This window comes from Candidatus Nitrospira bockiana (assembly GCF_965152565.1).
The window spans coordinates 1,807,324-1,824,144 of sequence record NZ_OZ224215.1; the positions used below are offsets into that span (position 1 = coordinate 1,807,324).

Here is a 16,821-nt window from a genome sequence, read left to right on the forward strand (position 1 = left end):
CCACTTGGATCACCGCGGACGGTGATCCTCAATACTGCGGCCCTATTATACAACCCTGCCGCGCGAAAATCATCGCGCCCGTGCGGCGTCAGCCGTGCAAGTACGCAAGAGATAGGGTCGTTTGGGACGATGTCAAGCGCCGGCTGCGTTGACCGGCCGGCACCGATGTGTGATAGAAGAATCCATGCCGAAGGGTCCCGCCTTGCGAGGAGCCATTCTCATCGCCTGCGTCGCCGCGGCGATCGTCCTGCCCTCATATGCCCGAACGCAACCCCCTGGCTCACAGCCCCCCTTTTCTGTACCATTGGACCCGGACGGCGTCCAACGGGCGACGATCATCCTGGACAGTTACTCCTACGATCCGCCGCATCTCATCGTCCAGGCCGGGAAGCCCGTCGAGCTCGTGCTTCGCAGTGTGACGACGTTGACGCCGCATAACTTCATCCTGAAGGAGCCTCAGGCCGGCCTCGTCGTCGAGGCCGATGTGGGGGCCGGCAAGACCATGACGGTGCGCTTCACGCCGACGGAGCCCGGAGTCTATCCCTTCTACTGCGACAAGAAGCTCCTCTTCTTCCCCAGTCACCGGGCCAAAGGGATGGAAGGGCTGCTGGAAGTCCGCTAGTGACGCTCGCCGACGATACGCAGGACTCCCTGCTCCGGACGATCCTCGCGCAGGTCTCGCGCTCGTTCTACTTGACCCTCGCCGTCGTGCCTCGGGCCATGCGACCCCAGATCGGGCTCGCCTATCTCTTCGCCCGTGCAGCGGATACGATCGCCGACACGGACCTCATCGAACGTAGCCGGCGGCTGATCCTCCTCAAGGAATTCAAGAGCCAGTTCGCGAGCGAGGCGGTCGATTGGGCGGTGCTCCGCTCGATCCAGTCGGCGCTGGTCCCGCACCAAGCCTTGCCCGGAGAACGGGCGCTGCTCGCGCGCCTGGACGACTGCTTCAGGCTCTACCGGGCCCTTTCCAGCGACGACCGTGCGCGCATTGCGTCACTGATGCTGGTCCTGACGAACGGGATGGAGATGGATCTGACGGTCTTCCCGGGCGACTCCGCACACGACCTCGCCGCGCTGGCGACCGTCGAGGATCTCGATCGGTACACCTATTACGTAGCCGGATGCGTCGGCGAATTCTGGACACGGATGGCATGCGCCCATGTTCCGGCTCTCCGGAGCTGGGACGGCGTTCGAATGGCCGCGGTGGGGGTGCGTTTCGGAAAGGGTCTCCAGTTGACGAACATCGTCAAAGACGTGGCACGCGACCTTCAGCGCGGCCGGTGCTACGTTCCCGAGGTGCTGCTGCAGGAGGCCGGGCTCGAGCCGCGTGACCTGCTCCCACGGGAAGCGCTGCCCCGATTCAGGCCGGTTCTCGGGCGATTGATCGCGACGGCGCGCGATCATCTCGACCACGGCTGGCTGTACACGATGGCGATTCCGCGCCGGGTCGTGCGGCTCCGCCTGGCCTGCATGTGGCCGATCCTCTTTGCCGGAGAAACGCTGCACCGGGTCGCCCAGTCCCCGGACTTGCTCGATCCAGAGGTCAACGTCAAGATGCCGAAACGCAGAGTCTACGGGATCATGGCCTTGACGGCCGGGACGTTGGGCTGCGGGTACGTCGGCACCGCCTATTGGGGGCGCCTTCGAAAGCGACTAGGCTGAGGCCGGGGGGATTCCCAGGTGAGACTCGACGAGACTCGAGAGGAGGCCAGCGGCTCCGGGAAATCCTATGCGCCCTGCTGCTTCGGCGGCTCGAGCACTTTGTCGCCTTTTCGGAAGACGGCGTAGATCGCCTGTGAAGGGCAGGCGTCCAGGCACAGGCGGCAGGACTCGAGGCAGCGCGAGGCGTCGAATTTGTACGGGGGCGTGGAGAGCCAGGCGCCGGTCGGACACACGGGGATGCAGATCGCCTGATGCCGGCAGCGGTCGGGGTGGCGGACCAAATGGTTTCGGACGACCATCATCGGTTTGACTCCCTCGAATAGGGCTTGAGAGAACATTTCCAGCATGTTCATGGGGGCGACGCCTCACTTCCAGTCTTTGACGAGCTCGCGCAGGCGGTCCTTCAACTCGGGGATCTGCTCGAGGTTGTTCTGGATGGCGCCAAGGATTTTTTCCAGTCGCGCCGTCCGCAAGGCTTCTTTGTCGGCCCGTACCAGTCGATCATACTCGGCGAACGCCTCGCCATGCCGAGGCTCGAGCACGGCCCGGGCCGCGGTCAACGCTTCAGTCAATTCCCATGGCTCGGGGGCCAACGGGGGGACGACCGTGAACGAGCCGTCCTGGAACACGAGGACGGCCGCGCCGGGTTTGGACGGCAACGGCGTGACGGACTGAACGGTCTTGCCCGCGAGCGCATCCCACGTCAAGGTCAAGCCGGGAAATCGCTTCATGAAGGCGACCTTTGCCTGATTGGCCTTCCACTTTTCCTCAACGGGCATCGCCGCCTCCCGGGCGAGAGGGAGTCATGAGCGCGGCCTGAGCCGAGCGCGGCGGGTGGTCGGGCATCAGCAACCGCTCCACGATCTCGCCTTTGACGATGTGGCGCTCGACGATCTCGGTGACGTCCGCTTCGGTCCCCACCCAATACCAGGTTCCCTCCGGGTAGATGACGACGCTGGGGCCATATTCACAGTGGTCGAGGCAGCCGGCCTTGTTGGCCCGCACCCGTCCTTTCAGCCCCAGCCGCTCCACCTCCTTCTTGAAGAACGCGTGGAGTCGCTCCGAGCCTTGGTTGGCGCAGCATCCGCGCGGATCGTCCTTCGGACGTTGATTGATGCAGACGAAGATGTGATGGGTGAAGATGGACACGGCCTACGCTGAGGAGACGGCGGCGTGGGCGTGCAGCCGTTCACTGAGTGCCAGGACTTCGGCTGCGTTCAGGAGCCGGGAGCCGTTTCCCTCGCTCTGGAGGATCGTCGAGATCTCATGGAGGCGCAGCCGCGCCCGCTGCATCTGCTCGGAGACGGCCAATTCGGAATGCTGGCCGGCGGCCAGTTTGTCCATCTCCGACCGGATATCCCGGACGTCTCGCTGGAGGTTCTTGTGCATCGAGCAGGATTCGCAATACCACTTCGGGCTATGGTCCGCGGACGGCGAGAGCCGATCATAGGCTCGGCCGAAGAAATCCTTTCCCATTGAAAGCTTGAGAAAAGGACCGTGCTCGGTCTCGCATCCGTCGCAGCGACCGACCGGCATCGTTGTCTCGCCTTCCATCATCGCTCGCCTCGGAGAAAGGCCGAATCTTACACCAAGGTTTCAGGACGTGTCCAGCGAGCGTCCGTCCATTGACGGCGCTCTCCCGGCCCTCGGCTACCGGCGAGCGTACCTTGGTCTTCAAGAAACGATCACGACGCGGGTATAATGCGCCCGCGACTGGTTCAAACTGATCCGGCGAAATGATCATCGGGGTCCCCAAAGAGATCAAAGACCATGAATACCGGGTCAGTGTGACTCCGGACGGTGTGCGGGTGTTGGCGCAGGCCGGTCACCGGGTCTGGGTCGAGTCCTCGGCGGGAGCCGGCAGCGGCTTTCCCGACGATGAGTACCGCCGGGCGGGAGCGGAAATTTCGACCTCGAAGGAGCACCTTTTCAAAGAAGCGGATCTCGTCGTCAAAGTCAAAGAACCGCAGCCCAGCGAGTACACGCTGTTCCGGCCGGGGCAAATCCTGTTCGCGTTTCTCCACCTTGCCGCCTCGGCCGAGTTGACGCGCGCCCTCCTGGACGCCGGCGTGACGGCGATCGCCTACGAGACGACCGAAGCTGAGGACCACACCTTCCCGATGCTCGGCCCCATGAGCGAGATCGCCGGCCGTATGGCCGTCCAGATCGGAGCGCATTATCTGGAGCGGCTACACGGAGGGCGGGGCGTGTTGCTCTCCGGTGTCCCGGGGGTCGCACCGGCGCGCGTGGTGATTCTCGGGGCCGGCGTCGTCGGTACGGCCGCCACGCGGATTGCCGTCGGGATGGGGGCTCAAGTGACCGTGTTCAATTTGGATCTCCAGCGGCTCCGGCACCTCGACGAGCTGTACCAAGGTCGGATCGTGACGCGCGCGTCCAACCAAGCGTGGATCGACCGTGACGTCGAGCATGCCGATCTCGTGATCGGGGCCGTCATGGTTCCCGGCGCTCGTGCGCCCCGGCTCGTGTCCCGAAGCGTGGTGTCGCGCATGCGGGCCGGATCGGTCGTCGTCGACGTGTCGGTCGATCAAGGAGGATGCTTCGAGACGACCAGGCCGACCTCACATTCGGACCCGGTGTATTCGGTGGACGGTATTCTTCACTACTGCGTGCCGAACATGCCGGGAATCGTCCCGCGAACGTCGACTTTTGCCTTGACCAACGCAACGCTACCCTTTATAGTCCAGCTTGCCTCTGCGGGGGTCGAGGCGGCCGTGCGATCGCATCGAGGCTTGGCGCAGGGCGTCAATGTGATGCGTGGAACGGTCGCCTGTCGGGGCGTTGCCGAAGCGCACGGCATGCGGTTTCAGCCGCTGTCCTGATTGAGCACGAGCGAATCCCAAGGATCGGGGCGTAGCGCAGCCTGGTAGCGCACCGCGTTCGGGACGCGGGAGTCGGAGGTTCAAATCCTCTCGCCCCGACCATTCATCGGCCGGCAGCTCACGGACAGACGTCAAATCAAGTAGGCCGATCAAGAGCCAGTTGAAATTCCCTCGAATGCCCGAGATCAAGTCGCCATCTACTGATACTGAACGACGAGCAGGCACGCGCGCGAGGAGGCCCTCCGGTCTTCTTTTCGGCTTTCCCTGCCGGGTCGTTCTGAGTCTGGATGTGGGAACATCGGGATGACCGTGGGAACCGGCCGCCCTCCCGCCCGTTCATTCATTCCATCATCACTTCATTCAGTCCTCTCTTTCACCTCGGCACTGATTTCAATGGGTCGGCAACGGGTCAGTCTATGGAGCGGGCCTCGTGGATCAGGGCGCATGTAAGCGTCCGCGGTGACGTGCAAGGCGTGGGGTATCGCGCGTACGCCCACCGGATGGCCAGGGAAGCCGGCCTGTGCGGGGGTGTTCGGAATCTGCCGGACGGACGCGTGGAAGTGCAGGTCGAGGGCGAGGCGCAGGCCGTCGAGCGGTTTTTAGACGCGCTGCGGATCGGGCCGCCGCTTGCACGTGTCGACCAGGTGGAGGTAGAGAGGCAAGCGCCGACCGGAAGTTGGTCAGACTTTCGGATCTGGTATTGAATACACCGTCCAGAGGAGCGCCACATGGGGCACGATGACGAGGATGTAACGGAATCCGTCGAAGCGGAAGAGGAGGAAGGCGAACAGGAAGAGGAGGCCGAGCTGCTCGCCGAATCGAAACGCCGCCGCCGCGCGGGGGCCGTCAAGGAGGAGCGGGATTACGAAGGCCTGGACGCGGTCAAGAGCTATTTGAAGGACATCCGCAAGTCCACGCTCCTCAACTTCGAACAGGAACAGGAGTTGGGCAAGCGGATCAGCGAGGGGGACTTCAAAGCACGGGAGAAGATGATCGAGTCCAATCTCCGCCTGGTGGTGAGCATCGGCAAGCGATACATGAACCGAGGGCTGCCCTTCTCCGACATCGTCGAAGAAGGCAACATCGGTCTGATCAAAGCCGTCGAGAAGTTCAATTACGCCCGCGGCTTTCGGTTCAGCACGTACGCCTCGTGGTGGATCCGACAGTTCATCGAGCGCGCGATCATCAACCAGTCGAAGATCATCCGCCTGCCCGTCCACGTCGTCGAGCGGCTGAATCGCTACCTCTCCGGGCTCGAAGAATTGGTTCAGGAGTTGGGCCGCGAGCCCAAGATCCACGAGATCGCCGAGCGCTTGAAGATGTCCGAGCAGGAGGTCACCGATCTGAAGCAGCTCATCCGCACGACGTACTCGCTCGACAGCCCGATCAACGAGCGGACGGGCACGTTCCTGCGCGACGTCATCGAAGATCCGGTCAGCGTCTCGCCGGCCACCACGGCGGAGGGCGTGCGGCGGCGCGAGAGCCTGATGGCGTGGATCGAAGAGTTGCCGGAGAAGGAAAAGACCGTCGTGATCCTCCGGTTCGGCCTGGACGGCGGCGAATCGCATACGCTGGAAGAGATCGGACAACGACTAGGGCTTACCCGCGAGCGCGTACGGCAAATCGAGACGGCGGCCCTGGTGAAGCTCCGGGCGACGATCGAGCGAAAAACCATGACACAGGAGGATCTCTTGTGAAGCGGCCCGCCATGGATTACAAGCGGTTCATCCGCGAGGTTCCGGACTTCCCGAAGCCGGGCATTCTCTTTTACGACATCACCACGCTCCTGAAGGATGCCGAGGCGCTGCGGCACATCATCGATGACCTCACGGAGCGCTATCGAGATCGGAAGGTCTCGAAAATCATCGGCATCGAGTCGCGGGGGTTCATCTTCGGCGCACCGCTCGCCTATCACTTGGGCGCCGGCTTCGTCCCGGTGCGCAAGCCCGGTAAACTGCCCGCCGATTCGTTCGAGGTCAAATACAACCTCGAGTACGGCTCGAATTCCCTCGCCATTCATCGCGATGCCATCGGGATCGGCGAGCGGGTGCTGATCGTCGATGATCTGCTGGCGACGGGGGGAACGGCCGCGGCCACGGTCAACCTCGTTCGGCAGCTCGGCGGCGATATCGTCGGACTGGCTTTCTTGATCGAACTTACCTCTCTCCGGGGACGGGAGCGGCTCGATGGCTGCGATGTGCACGCCATGATCACGTACGCCTGATCCTCCAGCCGGGTGACATCCGCGACCCGCGCGTGCCGCTCTCGGCCTTGTCAAAGGGACAGGGGCGTGTTAAGAATACGCCTCTTTTTCACAAGAGGGACCTTCCCTATGGCCGAGAAGACCAAGAAGAGCCTTTCGCCTCCCGGGAAGCCGAAAGGCGACAAGAGCGATGGAATGGAAGCCGGGAAAGGGTCGGACGGCGATCACGCGGGCGGCCGGCGCGTCGCGGAGGCGGAAGAACAGCGTCGCGCCAACCTCCACCGGATGTTGATGGCAAAGCGCCAGGAGATCCTGGACGAGATCAAAGGCAGCATCGGGCAGTCGCTGACGGAGGACCAGCAACGCCGGTTGGAAGCGGCCATGGACGTCGGAGACCATGCCTTGATGGATCTCCAGCGGGAACTGGGCATCTCCTTGTTGGAAATGCGCAACCGCAAGCGGCAGCTCATCGACGAAGCGCTGGTGCGGCTCGCCGAAGGGATGTACGGAATTTGCGCGGAGTGCGGCGTCGAGATCAGCGAAAAGCGCCTTGCCGCGGTCCCCTTCGCGAAGCTCTGCGTGGAGTGTCAAGCCCAACAGGAGCTGTTGGAGAAGATCTCCAGAGAAGAAGAACGGGACTAGCGAGAGGGGTGGTCCGGCGACGTCCGCTGACGACCCGGGCGGAAGGCTCGGCGTCCGCGGAGTCATGCCGCCACCCCTTGCCGTTTGAGAAGAGGTCATGAGAGCCGTCGTGCTCGCCAGCGGCGGGTTGGATTCGACGGTCGCCGCCGCCGTGGCCAGGCAGGAAGGTCATGTGCTTCACTTCCTGACCATCCGATACGGCCAGCGGCATCGGGTCGAAGTCGAGCGCGCAACCGACCTCGCACGGGCCCTTGGCGCATCGGCGCATCTCGTCCTGAACGTCGACCTCGGTCCGATCGGCGGCTCGGCGCTCACGTCGGACCTGGCGGTCCCGAAGGATCGCAGGCTCGATCCGGCGGTGCCCGAGATTCCGAGCACCTATGTCCCGGCCCGCAATACGATCTTCCTCGCCTTGGCGGTCGCGTACGCCGAGCGCGTAGAGGCGACGTTGATCTTCATCGGGGCCAATGTTGTAGACTACTCCGGTTATCCGGATTGCCGGCCGGAGTTCTTGCGAGCCTTCGAAACCGTCGCCCGGCTCGGTACGCGGGCGGGCGTGTCCGGTGCGCGGTTCGAGATCCGTGCGCCGCTTCTGTCGCTCACGAAAGCCGAAATCATCAAGCTCGGGGCGTCCCTCGGCGTGCCGTTCGAACTGACCCATAGCTGCTATGACCCGTTGCCGGACGGCACGGCGTGCGGTCGGTGTGACAGTTGCCGGATCAGACTGGCGGGATTCCAAGCGGCCGGCCTCGAGGATCCCATCCGGTACGTGGAGGCCTAGTGTCGCCCGAAGAGTTCTTCATGTATCTGACGATCGCCCTGATCGTCCTCGTGCCGCTGACGGCACGGCTCTACCGGTACTTCACGGTCAGGCAGACGAAGCGGATGCTCCACGAGCAATTCGGAGCCGGGGAAGACAAGCGGGCGCCGACGGACAAGGCAGCGAGGTGAGCATGAGCCAGCGGAGCAGGCGGACATGGGGCGCCGGGTTGGCGGCGGCGGCGCTGTTGGTCCCGCTCGCCGGGTCCGGCGCCGGCAAGTCGGATCCGTCGAAAGTGCCAGCCGAATTCCAAGCGGGGGAGGGCAAGTTCAACGCGCATTGCGCCCGCTGTCATGGGCCGGGCGGCACGGGGACCGACCACGGCCCCCCGCTCGTGCACAAAATCTATGAGCCGAGCCATCACGGAGATGCGGCATTTCACCGGGCGGCGGCGGCCGGCGTACGAGCCCATCACTGGCGCTTCGGCGACATGCCGAAGATCGAAGGGGTAACGCCAGAGGACGTGGAGCAGATCATCAAGTACGTCCGGTGGCTCCAGCGCCAGGCGGGTATCATGTAGCCGTCTCACGGAGCCGCCGCCCCGTCCCCGCTCTTGCTTTCCCCCTAGCGTACTCCTACACTCTGATCATGCCGGATCTTCCGCGATCTGTTCCGCGAACGATCGGGGAGTCTCGTGTCCCGCCTCTCATCCGCCCGCCTTGATCCGGCTTCCAGTGCGGCCTTTTTGGACCTGCGCCCGAACCACCCGCCAGAAGATAGACGAAGGAGGACCTATGGATTCGCTTGCAAGATCAGTCGGCGGCCTCATCGGCTCTGCGCTGTTCCTTCTGACAGGCTGTATCATGCCCGCCATCGATGCCGGCCATGAGGGCGTTCTCGTGGCGAAGCCGCTCTTGTTCGGGCATGGCGGCGTCGATCCGGTCCCGGCGACGACGGGACGGGTCTTCGTCGCGCCGACGACCGAAATGATCGATGTGGATGTACGCCCGATTCAGCATTCGGAGCACTTCGACATCATCTCCGCGGAGAATGCGCCCGTCTCCTTCGATGCGTTTCTCATTGCCAACGTCATCGAAGGGCGGTCCCCGGAATTGATCAGCCGGTTCGGACCGAACTGGTATGTCAACAACGTCAAAGAAGCCTTTCGCACGTTCGTGCGCGAAGAGGTGCAAAAGTATCCCTTGTTCGAGCTGACGACGAAGCCCGCGACCCGTACGAAGCTACAGGACGCGGTGGAGCAGGAGGTGCGCACCAAGCTGGTGGAAAAACAGGGAATCCCGATCCGGTTGAACCGCGTCGTGATCGGCAGCATTCTGCCGCCCAAGGGGGTGCTCGAGCAGACGGCGGAAACGATCAAGCAGGAACAACGCAAGATTACGATGATCGAATTCCAGAAGGCCGAGGAGGCGCGGGAGAAGGCCGAGCGGCAACGCGGGATCGCCGATCGCGCGTATCGGGAGCACCTGGGACTGAGCGCACCGGAGTTCGTGGACCTCCGACGCATCGAGGTGCAGAAGGAGATCGTCCAGCATGCGCCGTCGGCGCTGACGATCATCATGGGGATGGAAAAGGTGGGCATCAACCTGCCCCCGCTTTCCGCCCCGACGCCGTAGGCGCCGAACCGCCCTACTCGAGCGCCCCCTGGAGCTGCTGCAACACCTCTTTCAAGCGGCGTTTCGCCTCCTCGAGGCGCTCCCGGAGGCGGAGCTCATCGGACGTGTCGGTCGGTCGTTCTTGCCCGGCCCGGTCCCGGCGTTTGCCCGCCGACGACTGCTCCTTCTCGATCTTCAATTTCAGCAGCTCGTCGCGTGCCTCCTTCCACTCTCGTTCCACCCGCGCAAGCTGCTCCCGGGACGCCGCCAACGACCCCTCCAGTTCCTCGATCCGTTGCTTGAGTCGCTTGTTCGACGTCGTGAGCTCGAGCAGCTGGCGTTGGTCTTCCTGATGCTGGGCATACGACTTCTGTTGCGCCTGCTCGAAGGTGCTGCTCGCCACGCAGCCTCCCGTCGCGCCCAGGAGCGCGACGGTGATGAACATTGGGATACCTCGTACGATGATCATCGTGTCACCCGCGCCTCATGTCCTCGGTTCGTCCAGCCCCTGGGTGATTGTACTCCACCGAGCCGGCTGCCCACCATGTCGCCTTGACTTGGCGGCATGCTGTTCCTAGACTCGCCGCCATGAACACGGACGAACACCAGCTTCTCGACCAAGTGGCCGAGCGATACGGCATTGAACCGGAATACCACGACATTTATGGGAACCGGCACGTCATCGGTCCGGAGACGAAGCGGGCGATCCTCGGCGCGATGGGGGTCCCGGCGCGTTCCCGAGAGGAGTTGGCGCATGCGCTCCGTGTGCATGATGAAGCGAACTGGACCCGCCCGTGCGACCCGGTAATCGTCGCCCCGGCGGGCCGAGCGGGGAGTTGGTCCTTTCGCCTTCCCGTGCCGGAAGGTGTGGACCATCTCGTTGAGATCGACTGGGTCGTCCGTGATGAAGCGGGCCGGGATCGGCAGGCCGGCCGGCAGGGGAAGGGGGCCGCGCCGGTGGAAACCCATATGATCGAAGACCGGCGCTACGTCCGCTTCGAGCTCCCGCTGCCGACGGAGATCGGCTTTGGTTACCACACGCTCGCGGTATCCGGGCGATGGGGAACGGGATCCATGACAGGAGAGGCGCGTCTGATTCTGACCCCGCCGCGGTGCTATGAGCCGGAATCGTTTCTGCGCGGCGACCGGCTCTGGGGGCTGGCGATGCAGTTGTACGCGCTACGGTCGGCGGGCGATTGGGGGATCGGGGATTTCGGCAGCCTGCTGGACTGGGTCGACTGGACGGCCGGGGACCTCGGGGCAGGGATCGTGGGGCTGAACCCCCTGCATGCGCTCAAGAACACGCGTCCCTATCATATCAGCCCGTACTCGCCGGACAGCCGTTTGTATCTGAACGTCCTCTACATCGACGTCGAGCGTGTTCCGGAGTTCGACCAGTCGCCGGAGGCCCGCCGGCTCATGCGGGATCCGCAGTTCCGGGCACGGCTCGACTCGCTCAGGAAGAGCGACACGGTGGCGTACGACGACGTGGCGGCGGCGAAACGTCGGGTGCTCGAAGTGTTGTTCACGGTCTTTCACACGCGTCACTGGGACCGAAGGCACGATCGACCCGGATCGTCGCGCGGGCGCGCCTTCGACCGTTACCGGCGCGAGGAAGGTGAAGGACTGGAGCGGTTCGCCTTGTTTCAGGCCCTCTGGGAAGAATTTCATGCGCAGTCCCCCTCGATGAACATGTGGCAGGACTGGCCGGAGTCCTACCGTGATCCGGACTCCACGGCTTGCCGCACGTTCCTGGACGCGCATGTGGACCGGGTGCGTTTTCATCAGTACGTCCAATGGCTGGCGCACGAGCAATTACAGGAGGTGGCTCGGCGGACCGCGGCGCTTCGCATGCCGATCGGCCTGTATCACGACTTGGCGTTGGGGAGCGACCGGGGGGGAAGCGACGCCTGGGTGTTTCAGTCGCTGTTCGCGCTGGCGGCCGATTCAGGCTGCCCCCCGGACGCCTTCGCACCGGAGGGGCAGAACTGGGGCCTGCCTCCGGTCGACCCCCACCGCCTTCGCGCCACCGGCTATCAATTGTTCATCGACCTGTTGCGCCACAACTTGCGCTATGGAGGCGCGATCCGTCTGGACCACGTCATGGGGCTGTTCCGTCTCTTCTGGATCCCGCGCGGTCTCCCGGCGTCCGCGGGTGCCTATGTTCGATATCCCTGGCAGGACCTCCTCGGCATCCTGGCTCTGGAAAGCGTTCGCCACCGGGCGGTCATCGTCGGAGAGGATCTCGGCACGGTGCCGGATTTCGTGCGCGAGCGGCTGAACGAGGCCGGTGTCTTGTCCTATCGGGTCTTCTACTTCGAGCGAACGGCCGATGGGGAGTGGAAGGCCTCTCCCCAGTATCCCAGACAAGCGCTGGCCGTGGTGACGACGCATGACCTGCCGACGTTGACCGGCTTTTGGGCCGGCGAGGACCTTGCGGTGCGAGCCCGGCTCGGGATGTATCGGGACGAGAGCGCTCATCGGGCCGCCGAAGAGGAACGCCGGCACGACAAGGCGACGATCGTCCGCGCGCTCAAAGCGGAAGGCCTCTTGACCGAGGAGGGCGAGCCGGCCGCAAGCCCGATCTTGACGCCGGCATTGAGCGACGCCATCCACGCCTTTCTGGCCCGTACGCCGTCGTTCCTCATGCTGGCGTCTCTGGAGGATTTGCTCGGTCAGTCGACCCAGATCAATCTTCCCGGCACGCTGGATGCCTATCCCAATTGGTCTCATCGCCTCTCGCTGACGCTGGACCAGGCGAAGCAGGACCCGCGGCCGGTACGGCTTGCCGCCGTCCTGCGATCGATCCGCTCGTGACCCTCGCCTTGTGACCCGTACGCAGTTCCTTTATCATTCCCCTATCGGCTGCCGCTGCCGCGGGATGAGGCGTATGTGAAGTGGGTATCCTGGCTCAAGCCGCGGGCGACCGGGACGGGGCACCGGATCGTCCTTGCCATTGCGGCGGCGATCTTTCTCCTGATCGTCGTCGTGGAAAGCCGGGCGCCGGCCAACGTCGTCGCGGCGTACGGCTTCGTCCTGCCGATCCTGCTCGTCGCGACCGCACGGAACCGCTGGCTGATGGTCCTCACGGTGGGACTGTGCGTGGCCGCCACGTATGCCGGGCTGCTGCATCCGCACAAGCCCGGCCGCTTCACCGCCGCGTTGATCAACCGGAGCGTGGTCGTCGGTGTGCTGATCGGCGTCGCCTATTTCGCCATCACCCGGGAGGAGCGGAAGGCGAGGGAAGAGGAGGCGAGGGCCGAGTTGTTGCGCGCCAACACCCTTCTCGGCGAAGTGAAAGATGCCTTGAACCGTTCGGAGCGACTGGCCGCCCTAGGGCTGCTCGCGTCGTCCGTGGCCCATGAAGTGGGGACCCCGCTGCACTCGATCGCATGGCACGTCCAGTCGTTGGCCGAAGACCCCCGCGCCACCCCCGAGATGCGAAAGACCCTCGAGATGATCGACGCCGAGCTGAATCGGGTGGTCCGGATCATCAAAGAGAAGCTGTCGATGACACGTCAGCCGAAGCGACCGCATGAGCCGCTCCGGGTCGATGAGCTGGCTCAGTCCGTGGTCGCCCTGATGCGTCCGTCCTTCAGCGGAAAGGGCGTCGCGCTGAAATCGGACTTCGGCGGCGCCCCGGCCGTCGTGCTCGGGGACGTCGAGCAGCTTCGCCAGGTCCTCGTCAACCTGCTCACGAACGCCCTCGCCGCCACCCCCGTGGGCGGTGAGGTCCTGATCGTCATCGGCCGACGCTCGGCGAGCTTGGCAGAGCTGGAAGAACGTCGGCGGTCCGGCAAGCCGTTGATCGAGACGATGGTGACGGTGACCGTTCGGGACACGGGCTGCGGGATGCCCGAAGCCGACATGCGCCGCGTCTTCGAGCCGTTCTTCACCACCAAAGGGGTGGGAGACGGCAGCGGCCTCGGCCTCTTTCTGAGCCGCGAAATCGTCTCGGCCCACGGGGGAACGCTCAATCTCGACAGTGCCGTCGGCAAGGGCACAATCGTGGAAATCGCGCTGCCTTCGAGCGTGGACGGCGAGGGGCGTGGGGGAAACCGATGAGCGCGCCGCTGGGTCTGATCTTGGTGGTGGATGACGACGCGATGGCGAGAGGGTTGCTCGCGGAAGCGCTGCGCAAGGACGGCTATACGGTGGAAGAAGCCGCGAGCGGGACCGAAGCGATCGAGCGTGGGCGCCAACAGCGATTCGACGTCGTGCTCACCGATATCCGGATGGGCGACGTGGATGGATTGGCGGTGCTCCAGGATTTCAAGCAGCACAGTCCGGATACCTCCATCGTCCTGCTCACCGGTTTCGGTTCCATGGAAGGAGCGATCGACGCGATCAAGCAGGGCGCCTATGACTATCTGGCGAAGCCCTTCAAGAAAGACGAGATTCGTTTGGTCGTGCGAAGGAGCCTGGAGCACAGCCGGCTCGTCCGGGAGAACGCCCGGTTTCGGGAGGAGCTGCGGGAGCGATACGACCTCTCCAGGCTGGTCGGCAGCAGTCCCCAGATGCTGGAGGTGTACAAGCTGGTGGCCCGGGTGTCGGGAGGAAGGAGCACGGTCCTGATCGAGGGAGAGAGTGGGACGGGCAAGGAGCTGATCGCCCGGGCGATCCATGCGCACGGCCCGCGCCGGGACCAGGCGTTCGTCCCCATCAACTGCGCGGCGCTCCCCGACACGCTCCTGGAATCCGAGCTGTTCGGTCACGAGAAGGGCGCGTTCACCGGCGCGGTCGGGGTCAAGAAGGGCCTGTTCGAAACCGCCCACGGGGGGACGTTGTTTCTCGATGAAATCGGCGACATTGGGCCGGCGCTGCAGGTGAAATTGCTCCGGGTGATTCAAGAACAGGAGGTCCGGCGGGTCGGCGCGATCAGCTCGGCCAAGGTGGACGTCCGCATCATCGCGGCCACGAATCGGGATCTCGCGCAGCTCGTCAAGGAGGGGCGGTTCCGTGAAGACCTCTTTTACCGGTTGAACGTCGTTCGGATCGTCGTGCCGCCGCTTCGCGACCGCCGTGAAGACATTCCGATGCTCGCCCAGCACTTCCTCGACAAGCTGACGCGTGAGGGCGGACCGATGATCCGCGGGTTCGTTCCCCAGACGATGGCCCTGCTCACGCACTACGCCTGGCCGGGGAACGTCCGAGAGTTGGAGAACGCGATCGAGCGCGCCGTCTCCCTCTCGCATGGCCCCCTGATCCTGCCGGATGATCTCCCGGCAGCCGTCCGATCCGCCGAGGCGTGCTCGATCACGACCGCGCCGTTGCCCGATCAGGCGCCCGAGCTCGTGAGCCTCGAGGAACTGGAGCGTCGGTACCTCATCCGGGTCCTCAAAGAAACCGGCCACAACAAGGTCCGCGCCGCCAAGATCCTGGACATCGACCGCCGCACGCTCTACCGCATGGCCGAGCGATTCGGTATCGACCTCGGCGACGACTCCTGAGCCTGTTCCCTTCTCCTTGGTTTGCCGTTCCGCCGCGGCTCTTCCTTCCCCCTCCCGCGATCCACCTGGTACCCTTTGAGCGGCCAGACATACTAACTTATACGTAGTACTTGAATGGACGACATCGTATTGTCGAGTGGTTATACACGACCGACAAAATTGAACGGCCCGGGCGCCGCCTGTGGCGCCGAGGAGACAGCGAATCGGAGGCGAACCGAGCAAAACGAGCATCGAGAGGGCTGAAGAGGGTTTGCTGAGGTCTCTGTCCCAGCGAGCCTGGCTTCCGTGCCAACCCGTTCATCATTCTTTCAACGCCTTATCTCCTTTGTGCTGATCAGCCCCCCGGGGGATTGCTTCTTGCTTGGTCGCCCGCTTTGGTCCGGCACTGAGCCGCATAGCGGCGGGGCGATGAGCCGATCGCCGGCGAGCGGACGACTGTACCAGGAGGTGCCATGCGCAACACGACCAGGGTGATGAAGCAAGATCTCTCGTCGGAGCAGCGTCGGGGGCCGCGCTTCGTGTGCGAAGCGCCGATTACGTTCGAAGGGGAAGGCCGGAGCGGAAAGGGCACGACCTATAACGTGTCAGCCTGGGGATGTGCCGTCGAAAGCCCGGTCGATGTCCTGCCCGGCATGTACGTCGGGGTGAACCTGCTCCTCCCCGATCACGCGAAGCCGGTGCTGGTGGAACTGGCCGCGGTGCGTTGGACCGCGCCGAGGAAGTTCGGTGTGGAGTTTCTCAGTCTGTCGAGAACCAGCCGCCGCCGGCTCGAGCACTTCTTGGAGTCCCAAGCGGAGTACGCGAGGGCGTAACCGTCCCAAGAGCCGTGCAGAGCTGAAGGTGAACACCCCGGAGGTCAGAGCAGGCCGAGGATCTGCTTGAGCGAACGCACGTACAGTTCCGCCGCTCGGTGGGGAGGCGCCGGGGCTTCCTGCCAGGCGGACCAGAGGTGGTCCTTCTGTTCATAGAGAATGGACAGGGTCAGCTTGGTGGTCCCGTCAGGCTCCGATGAGAGCAGCGCTTCGACCCGGCTTCGCATCACCCCAAAGCGTGAACGGAGCAACGAGTCGACCGGGGAGGAGGTCTCTCGCCGATAGCCGGTCGAGAGGATCGGATCGTCGCCGCTGTCCCGGACGGGGTAGCCGTCGACCTCGAGGACGGTGACCAACGCCCGCTTCACCTCCTCCCGCGGCGCGTCGAGGAGCAGCTCCTCCGAGTCGGGACGAACCTCGAACGAGGCCGTGGTACAGCCGACCGACAGCACCAGCGCGGACAGCCAGATCGTCGCCCCACCCCGACGCATGCCTCTCCTCCAGCTACTTGGTCAAGCGGTACACGAGATGCGTGTCCGTCTGTGCCACACCTTCGATCGCATGGATCTTCGTCAGCACAAGGGTCGAGAGCGCGTCCTGGTCCGATACTTCGACGATCGTAAAAATGTCCGGCTTCCCCCAGCACGGGTCGATCGTCTTGATCTCCTTGATCTCCGACAGGGCCTTGATCACGTTGCCGGTTTGACCCGGCAGGACATTGATCAAGACGTAGGCACGATCAGGCATGGGCGGCTCCGTCATGAGGCGAGTCGATCCTGTGAAACCGGCGGAGAACCTAGCCGAAACCCCGTCCGGAAGTCAACGGTGCGGCTCCG

22 protein-coding genes and 1 tRNA gene are annotated in these 16,821 nt (G+C 64.2%); 16 read left to right on the plus strand and 7 right to left on the minus strand.

Going from position 1 to position 16,821, the window contains the following annotated elements:
- Nucleotides 1-184 precede the first annotated feature (184 nt).
- Entirely contained in the window at nucleotides 185-622 is a 438-nt protein-coding gene (locus ACWHYV_RS08975) for a cupredoxin domain-containing protein (protein ID WP_447980297.1), read from the plus strand.
- Nucleotides 622-1,665 (plus strand): phytoene/squalene synthase family protein, encoded by a 1,044-nt coding sequence (locus tag ACWHYV_RS08980; RefSeq protein ID WP_447980298.1) that lies wholly within the window; start codon nucleotides 622-624, stop codon nucleotides 1,663-1,665. The genes ACWHYV_RS08975 and ACWHYV_RS08980 overlap by 1 nt, the downstream gene beginning before the upstream one ends.
- 65 nt (nucleotides 1,666-1,730) lie before the next feature.
- Here ACWHYV_RS08980 and ACWHYV_RS08985 read toward each other — a convergent pair whose 3' ends face one another.
- Genes ACWHYV_RS08985 through ACWHYV_RS09000 form a run of 4 tightly spaced genes read right to left on the minus strand, consistent with a single transcriptional unit; the run spans nucleotide 1,731 to nucleotide 3,222 of the window.
- The gene (locus ACWHYV_RS08985) at nucleotides 1,731-2,018 is read right to left on the minus strand and encodes a hypothetical protein (protein ID WP_447980299.1); all 288 of its coding nucleotides are present in this window, start codon (nucleotides 2,016-2,018) and stop codon (nucleotides 1,731-1,733) included.
- A 12-nt stretch (nucleotides 2,019-2,030) separates the two neighbouring features.
- Nucleotides 2,031-2,444, minus strand: a complete 414-nt coding sequence (locus ACWHYV_RS08990) for a hypothetical protein (protein ID WP_447980300.1) — start codon at nucleotides 2,442-2,444, stop codon at nucleotides 2,031-2,033.
- A complete protein-coding gene (locus ACWHYV_RS08995) occupies nucleotides 2,434-2,814 on the minus strand; it encodes a (2Fe-2S) ferredoxin domain-containing protein (RefSeq protein ID WP_447980301.1) in 381 nt (126 codons plus the stop codon). The genes ACWHYV_RS08990 and ACWHYV_RS08995 overlap by 11 nt, the downstream gene beginning before the upstream one ends.
- A gap of 3 nt (nucleotides 2,815-2,817) precedes the next feature.
- Nucleotides 2,818-3,222, minus strand: coding sequence for a hypothetical protein (locus tag ACWHYV_RS09000; RefSeq protein WP_447980302.1), 405 nt, complete (start codon nucleotides 3,220-3,222; stop codon nucleotides 2,818-2,820).
- Between the two features lie 179 nt (nucleotides 3,223-3,401).
- Between ACWHYV_RS09000 and ald the strand changes: the two genes are divergently transcribed.
- From ald to ACWHYV_RS09050, 10 genes are all read left to right on the plus strand, one after another.
- On the plus strand, nucleotides 3,402-4,505 hold the full coding sequence (gene ald, locus ACWHYV_RS09005) for an alanine dehydrogenase (protein WP_447980303.1): 1,104 nt from the start codon (nucleotides 3,402-3,404) through the stop codon (nucleotides 4,503-4,505).
- A 25-nt stretch (nucleotides 4,506-4,530) separates the two neighbouring features.
- Nucleotides 4,531-4,607 (plus strand) — tRNA-Pro (locus ACWHYV_RS09010).
- A gap of 314 nt (nucleotides 4,608-4,921) precedes the next feature.
- A complete protein-coding gene (locus ACWHYV_RS09015; RefSeq protein WP_447980304.1) occupies nucleotides 4,922-5,209 on the plus strand; it encodes an acylphosphatase in 288 nt (95 codons plus the stop codon).
- 24 nt (nucleotides 5,210-5,233) lie between these two features.
- Entirely contained in the window at nucleotides 5,234-6,202 is a 969-nt protein-coding gene (locus tag ACWHYV_RS09020; RefSeq protein ID WP_447980305.1) for a sigma-70 family RNA polymerase sigma factor, read from the plus strand.
- Between the two features lie 11 nt (nucleotides 6,203-6,213).
- Nucleotides 6,214-6,729, plus strand: coding sequence for an adenine phosphoribosyltransferase (locus ACWHYV_RS09025; protein ID WP_447980707.1), 516 nt, complete (start codon nucleotides 6,214-6,216; stop codon nucleotides 6,727-6,729).
- 108 nt (nucleotides 6,730-6,837) lie between these two features.
- Entirely contained in the window at nucleotides 6,838-7,350 is a 513-nt protein-coding gene (locus tag ACWHYV_RS09030) for a TraR/DksA family transcriptional regulator (RefSeq protein ID WP_447980306.1), read from the plus strand.
- 97 nt (nucleotides 7,351-7,447) lie between these two features.
- Nucleotides 7,448-8,131 carry a 7-cyano-7-deazaguanine synthase QueC gene (gene queC, locus ACWHYV_RS09035; protein WP_447980307.1) on the plus strand — a complete coding sequence of 228 codons (684 nt, stop codon included), beginning with the start codon at nucleotides 7,448-7,450 and terminating at the stop codon, nucleotides 8,129-8,131.
- Entirely contained in the window at nucleotides 8,131-8,301 is a 171-nt protein-coding gene (locus ACWHYV_RS09040) for a hypothetical protein (protein WP_447980308.1), read from the plus strand. Before queC ends, ACWHYV_RS09040 begins: the two co-directional genes overlap by 1 nt.
- 2 nt (nucleotides 8,302-8,303) lie before the next feature.
- Nucleotides 8,304-8,690, plus strand: a complete 387-nt coding sequence (locus ACWHYV_RS09045; RefSeq protein WP_447980309.1) for a c-type cytochrome — start codon at nucleotides 8,304-8,306, stop codon at nucleotides 8,688-8,690.
- 283 nt (nucleotides 8,691-8,973) lie between these two features.
- A complete protein-coding gene (locus ACWHYV_RS09050) occupies nucleotides 8,974-9,744 on the plus strand; it encodes an SPFH domain-containing protein (protein WP_447980310.1) in 771 nt (256 codons plus the stop codon).
- Between the two features lie 13 nt (nucleotides 9,745-9,757).
- Here ACWHYV_RS09050 and ACWHYV_RS09055 read toward each other — a convergent pair whose 3' ends face one another.
- Entirely contained in the window at nucleotides 9,758-10,192 is a 435-nt protein-coding gene (locus ACWHYV_RS09055) for a hypothetical protein (RefSeq protein ID WP_447980311.1), read from the minus strand.
- A 119-nt stretch (nucleotides 10,193-10,311) separates the two neighbouring features.
- On the opposite strand from ACWHYV_RS09055, the gene malQ reads away from it, so the two are divergent.
- The 4 genes from malQ to ACWHYV_RS09075 all read left to right on the plus strand — a co-directional run bounded on the left by malQ (nucleotide 10,312) and on the right by ACWHYV_RS09075 (nucleotide 15,985).
- The gene (gene malQ, locus ACWHYV_RS09060; RefSeq protein ID WP_447980312.1) at nucleotides 10,312-12,540 is read left to right on the plus strand and encodes a 4-alpha-glucanotransferase; all 2,229 of its coding nucleotides are present in this window, start codon (nucleotides 10,312-10,314) and stop codon (nucleotides 12,538-12,540) included.
- Between the two features lie 75 nt (nucleotides 12,541-12,615).
- Nucleotides 12,616-13,788 carry a sensor histidine kinase gene (locus tag ACWHYV_RS09065; protein ID WP_447980313.1) on the plus strand — a complete coding sequence of 391 codons (1,173 nt, stop codon included), beginning with the start codon at nucleotides 12,616-12,618 and terminating at the stop codon, nucleotides 13,786-13,788.
- Nucleotides 13,785-15,173, plus strand: a complete 1,389-nt coding sequence (locus ACWHYV_RS09070) for a sigma-54-dependent transcriptional regulator (protein WP_447980314.1) — start codon at nucleotides 13,785-13,787, stop codon at nucleotides 15,171-15,173. The genes ACWHYV_RS09065 and ACWHYV_RS09070 overlap by 4 nt, the downstream gene beginning before the upstream one ends.
- Before the next feature lie 452 nt (nucleotides 15,174-15,625).
- Nucleotides 15,626-15,985: a PilZ domain-containing protein gene (locus ACWHYV_RS09075; RefSeq protein ID WP_447980315.1), complete on the plus strand. Its 360-nt coding sequence runs from the start codon at nucleotides 15,626-15,628 to the stop codon at nucleotides 15,983-15,985.
- Nucleotides 15,986-16,029: 44 nt separating this feature from the next.
- Here ACWHYV_RS09075 and ACWHYV_RS09080 read toward each other — a convergent pair whose 3' ends face one another.
- Entirely contained in the window at nucleotides 16,030-16,476 is a 447-nt protein-coding gene (locus ACWHYV_RS09080) for a hypothetical protein (RefSeq protein WP_447980316.1), read from the minus strand.
- 13 nt (nucleotides 16,477-16,489) lie between these two features.
- On the minus strand, nucleotides 16,490-16,732 hold the full coding sequence (locus ACWHYV_RS09085) for an Lrp/AsnC ligand binding domain-containing protein (RefSeq protein WP_447980317.1): 243 nt from the start codon (nucleotides 16,730-16,732) through the stop codon (nucleotides 16,490-16,492).
- Nucleotides 16,733-16,821 lie beyond the last annotated feature (89 nt).

Coding starts and splice junctions, on each gene's coding strand:
- ACWHYV_RS08975 (WP_447980297.1), top strand. CDS start 185: ATGCCGAAGGGTCCCGCCTTGCGAGGAGCCATTCTCATCGCCTGCGTC.
- ACWHYV_RS08985 (WP_447980299.1), bottom strand. CDS start 2,018: ATGAACATGCTGGAAATGTTCTCTCAAGCCCTATTCGAGGGAGTCAAA.
- ACWHYV_RS08990 (WP_447980300.1), bottom strand. CDS start 2,444: ATGCCCGTTGAGGAAAAGTGGAAGGCCAATCAGGCAAAGGTCGCCTTC.
- ACWHYV_RS09000 (WP_447980302.1), bottom strand. CDS start 3,222: ATGATGGAAGGCGAGACAACGATGCCGGTCGGTCGCTGCGACGGATGC.
- ald (WP_447980303.1), top strand. CDS start 3,402: ATGATCATCGGGGTCCCCAAAGAGATCAAAGACCATGAATACCGGGTC.
- ACWHYV_RS09015 (WP_447980304.1), top strand. CDS start 4,922: ATGGAGCGGGCCTCGTGGATCAGGGCGCATGTAAGCGTCCGCGGTGAC.
- ACWHYV_RS09020 (WP_447980305.1), top strand. CDS start 5,234: ATGGGGCACGATGACGAGGATGTAACGGAATCCGTCGAAGCGGAAGAG.
- ACWHYV_RS09025 (WP_447980707.1), top strand. CDS start 6,214: ATGGATTACAAGCGGTTCATCCGCGAGGTTCCGGACTTCCCGAAGCCG.
- ACWHYV_RS09030 (WP_447980306.1), top strand. CDS start 6,838: ATGGCCGAGAAGACCAAGAAGAGCCTTTCGCCTCCCGGGAAGCCGAAA.
- queC (WP_447980307.1), top strand. CDS start 7,448: ATGAGAGCCGTCGTGCTCGCCAGCGGCGGGTTGGATTCGACGGTCGCC.
- ACWHYV_RS09045 (WP_447980309.1), top strand. CDS start 8,304: ATGAGCCAGCGGAGCAGGCGGACATGGGGCGCCGGGTTGGCGGCGGCG.
- ACWHYV_RS09050 (WP_447980310.1), top strand. CDS start 8,974: ATGCCCGCCATCGATGCCGGCCATGAGGGCGTTCTCGTGGCGAAGCCG.
- ACWHYV_RS09055 (WP_447980311.1), bottom strand. CDS start 10,192: ATGATCATCGTACGAGGTATCCCAATGTTCATCACCGTCGCGCTCCTG.
- malQ (WP_447980312.1), top strand. CDS start 10,312: ATGAACACGGACGAACACCAGCTTCTCGACCAAGTGGCCGAGCGATAC.
- ACWHYV_RS09070 (WP_447980314.1), top strand. CDS start 13,785: ATGAGCGCGCCGCTGGGTCTGATCTTGGTGGTGGATGACGACGCGATG.
- ACWHYV_RS09075 (WP_447980315.1), top strand. CDS start 15,626: ATGCGCAACACGACCAGGGTGATGAAGCAAGATCTCTCGTCGGAGCAG.
- ACWHYV_RS09080 (WP_447980316.1), bottom strand. CDS start 16,476: ATGCGTCGGGGTGGGGCGACGATCTGGCTGTCCGCGCTGGTGCTGTCG.
- ACWHYV_RS09085 (WP_447980317.1), bottom strand. CDS start 16,732: ATGCCTGATCGTGCCTACGTCTTGATCAATGTCCTGCCGGGTCAAACC.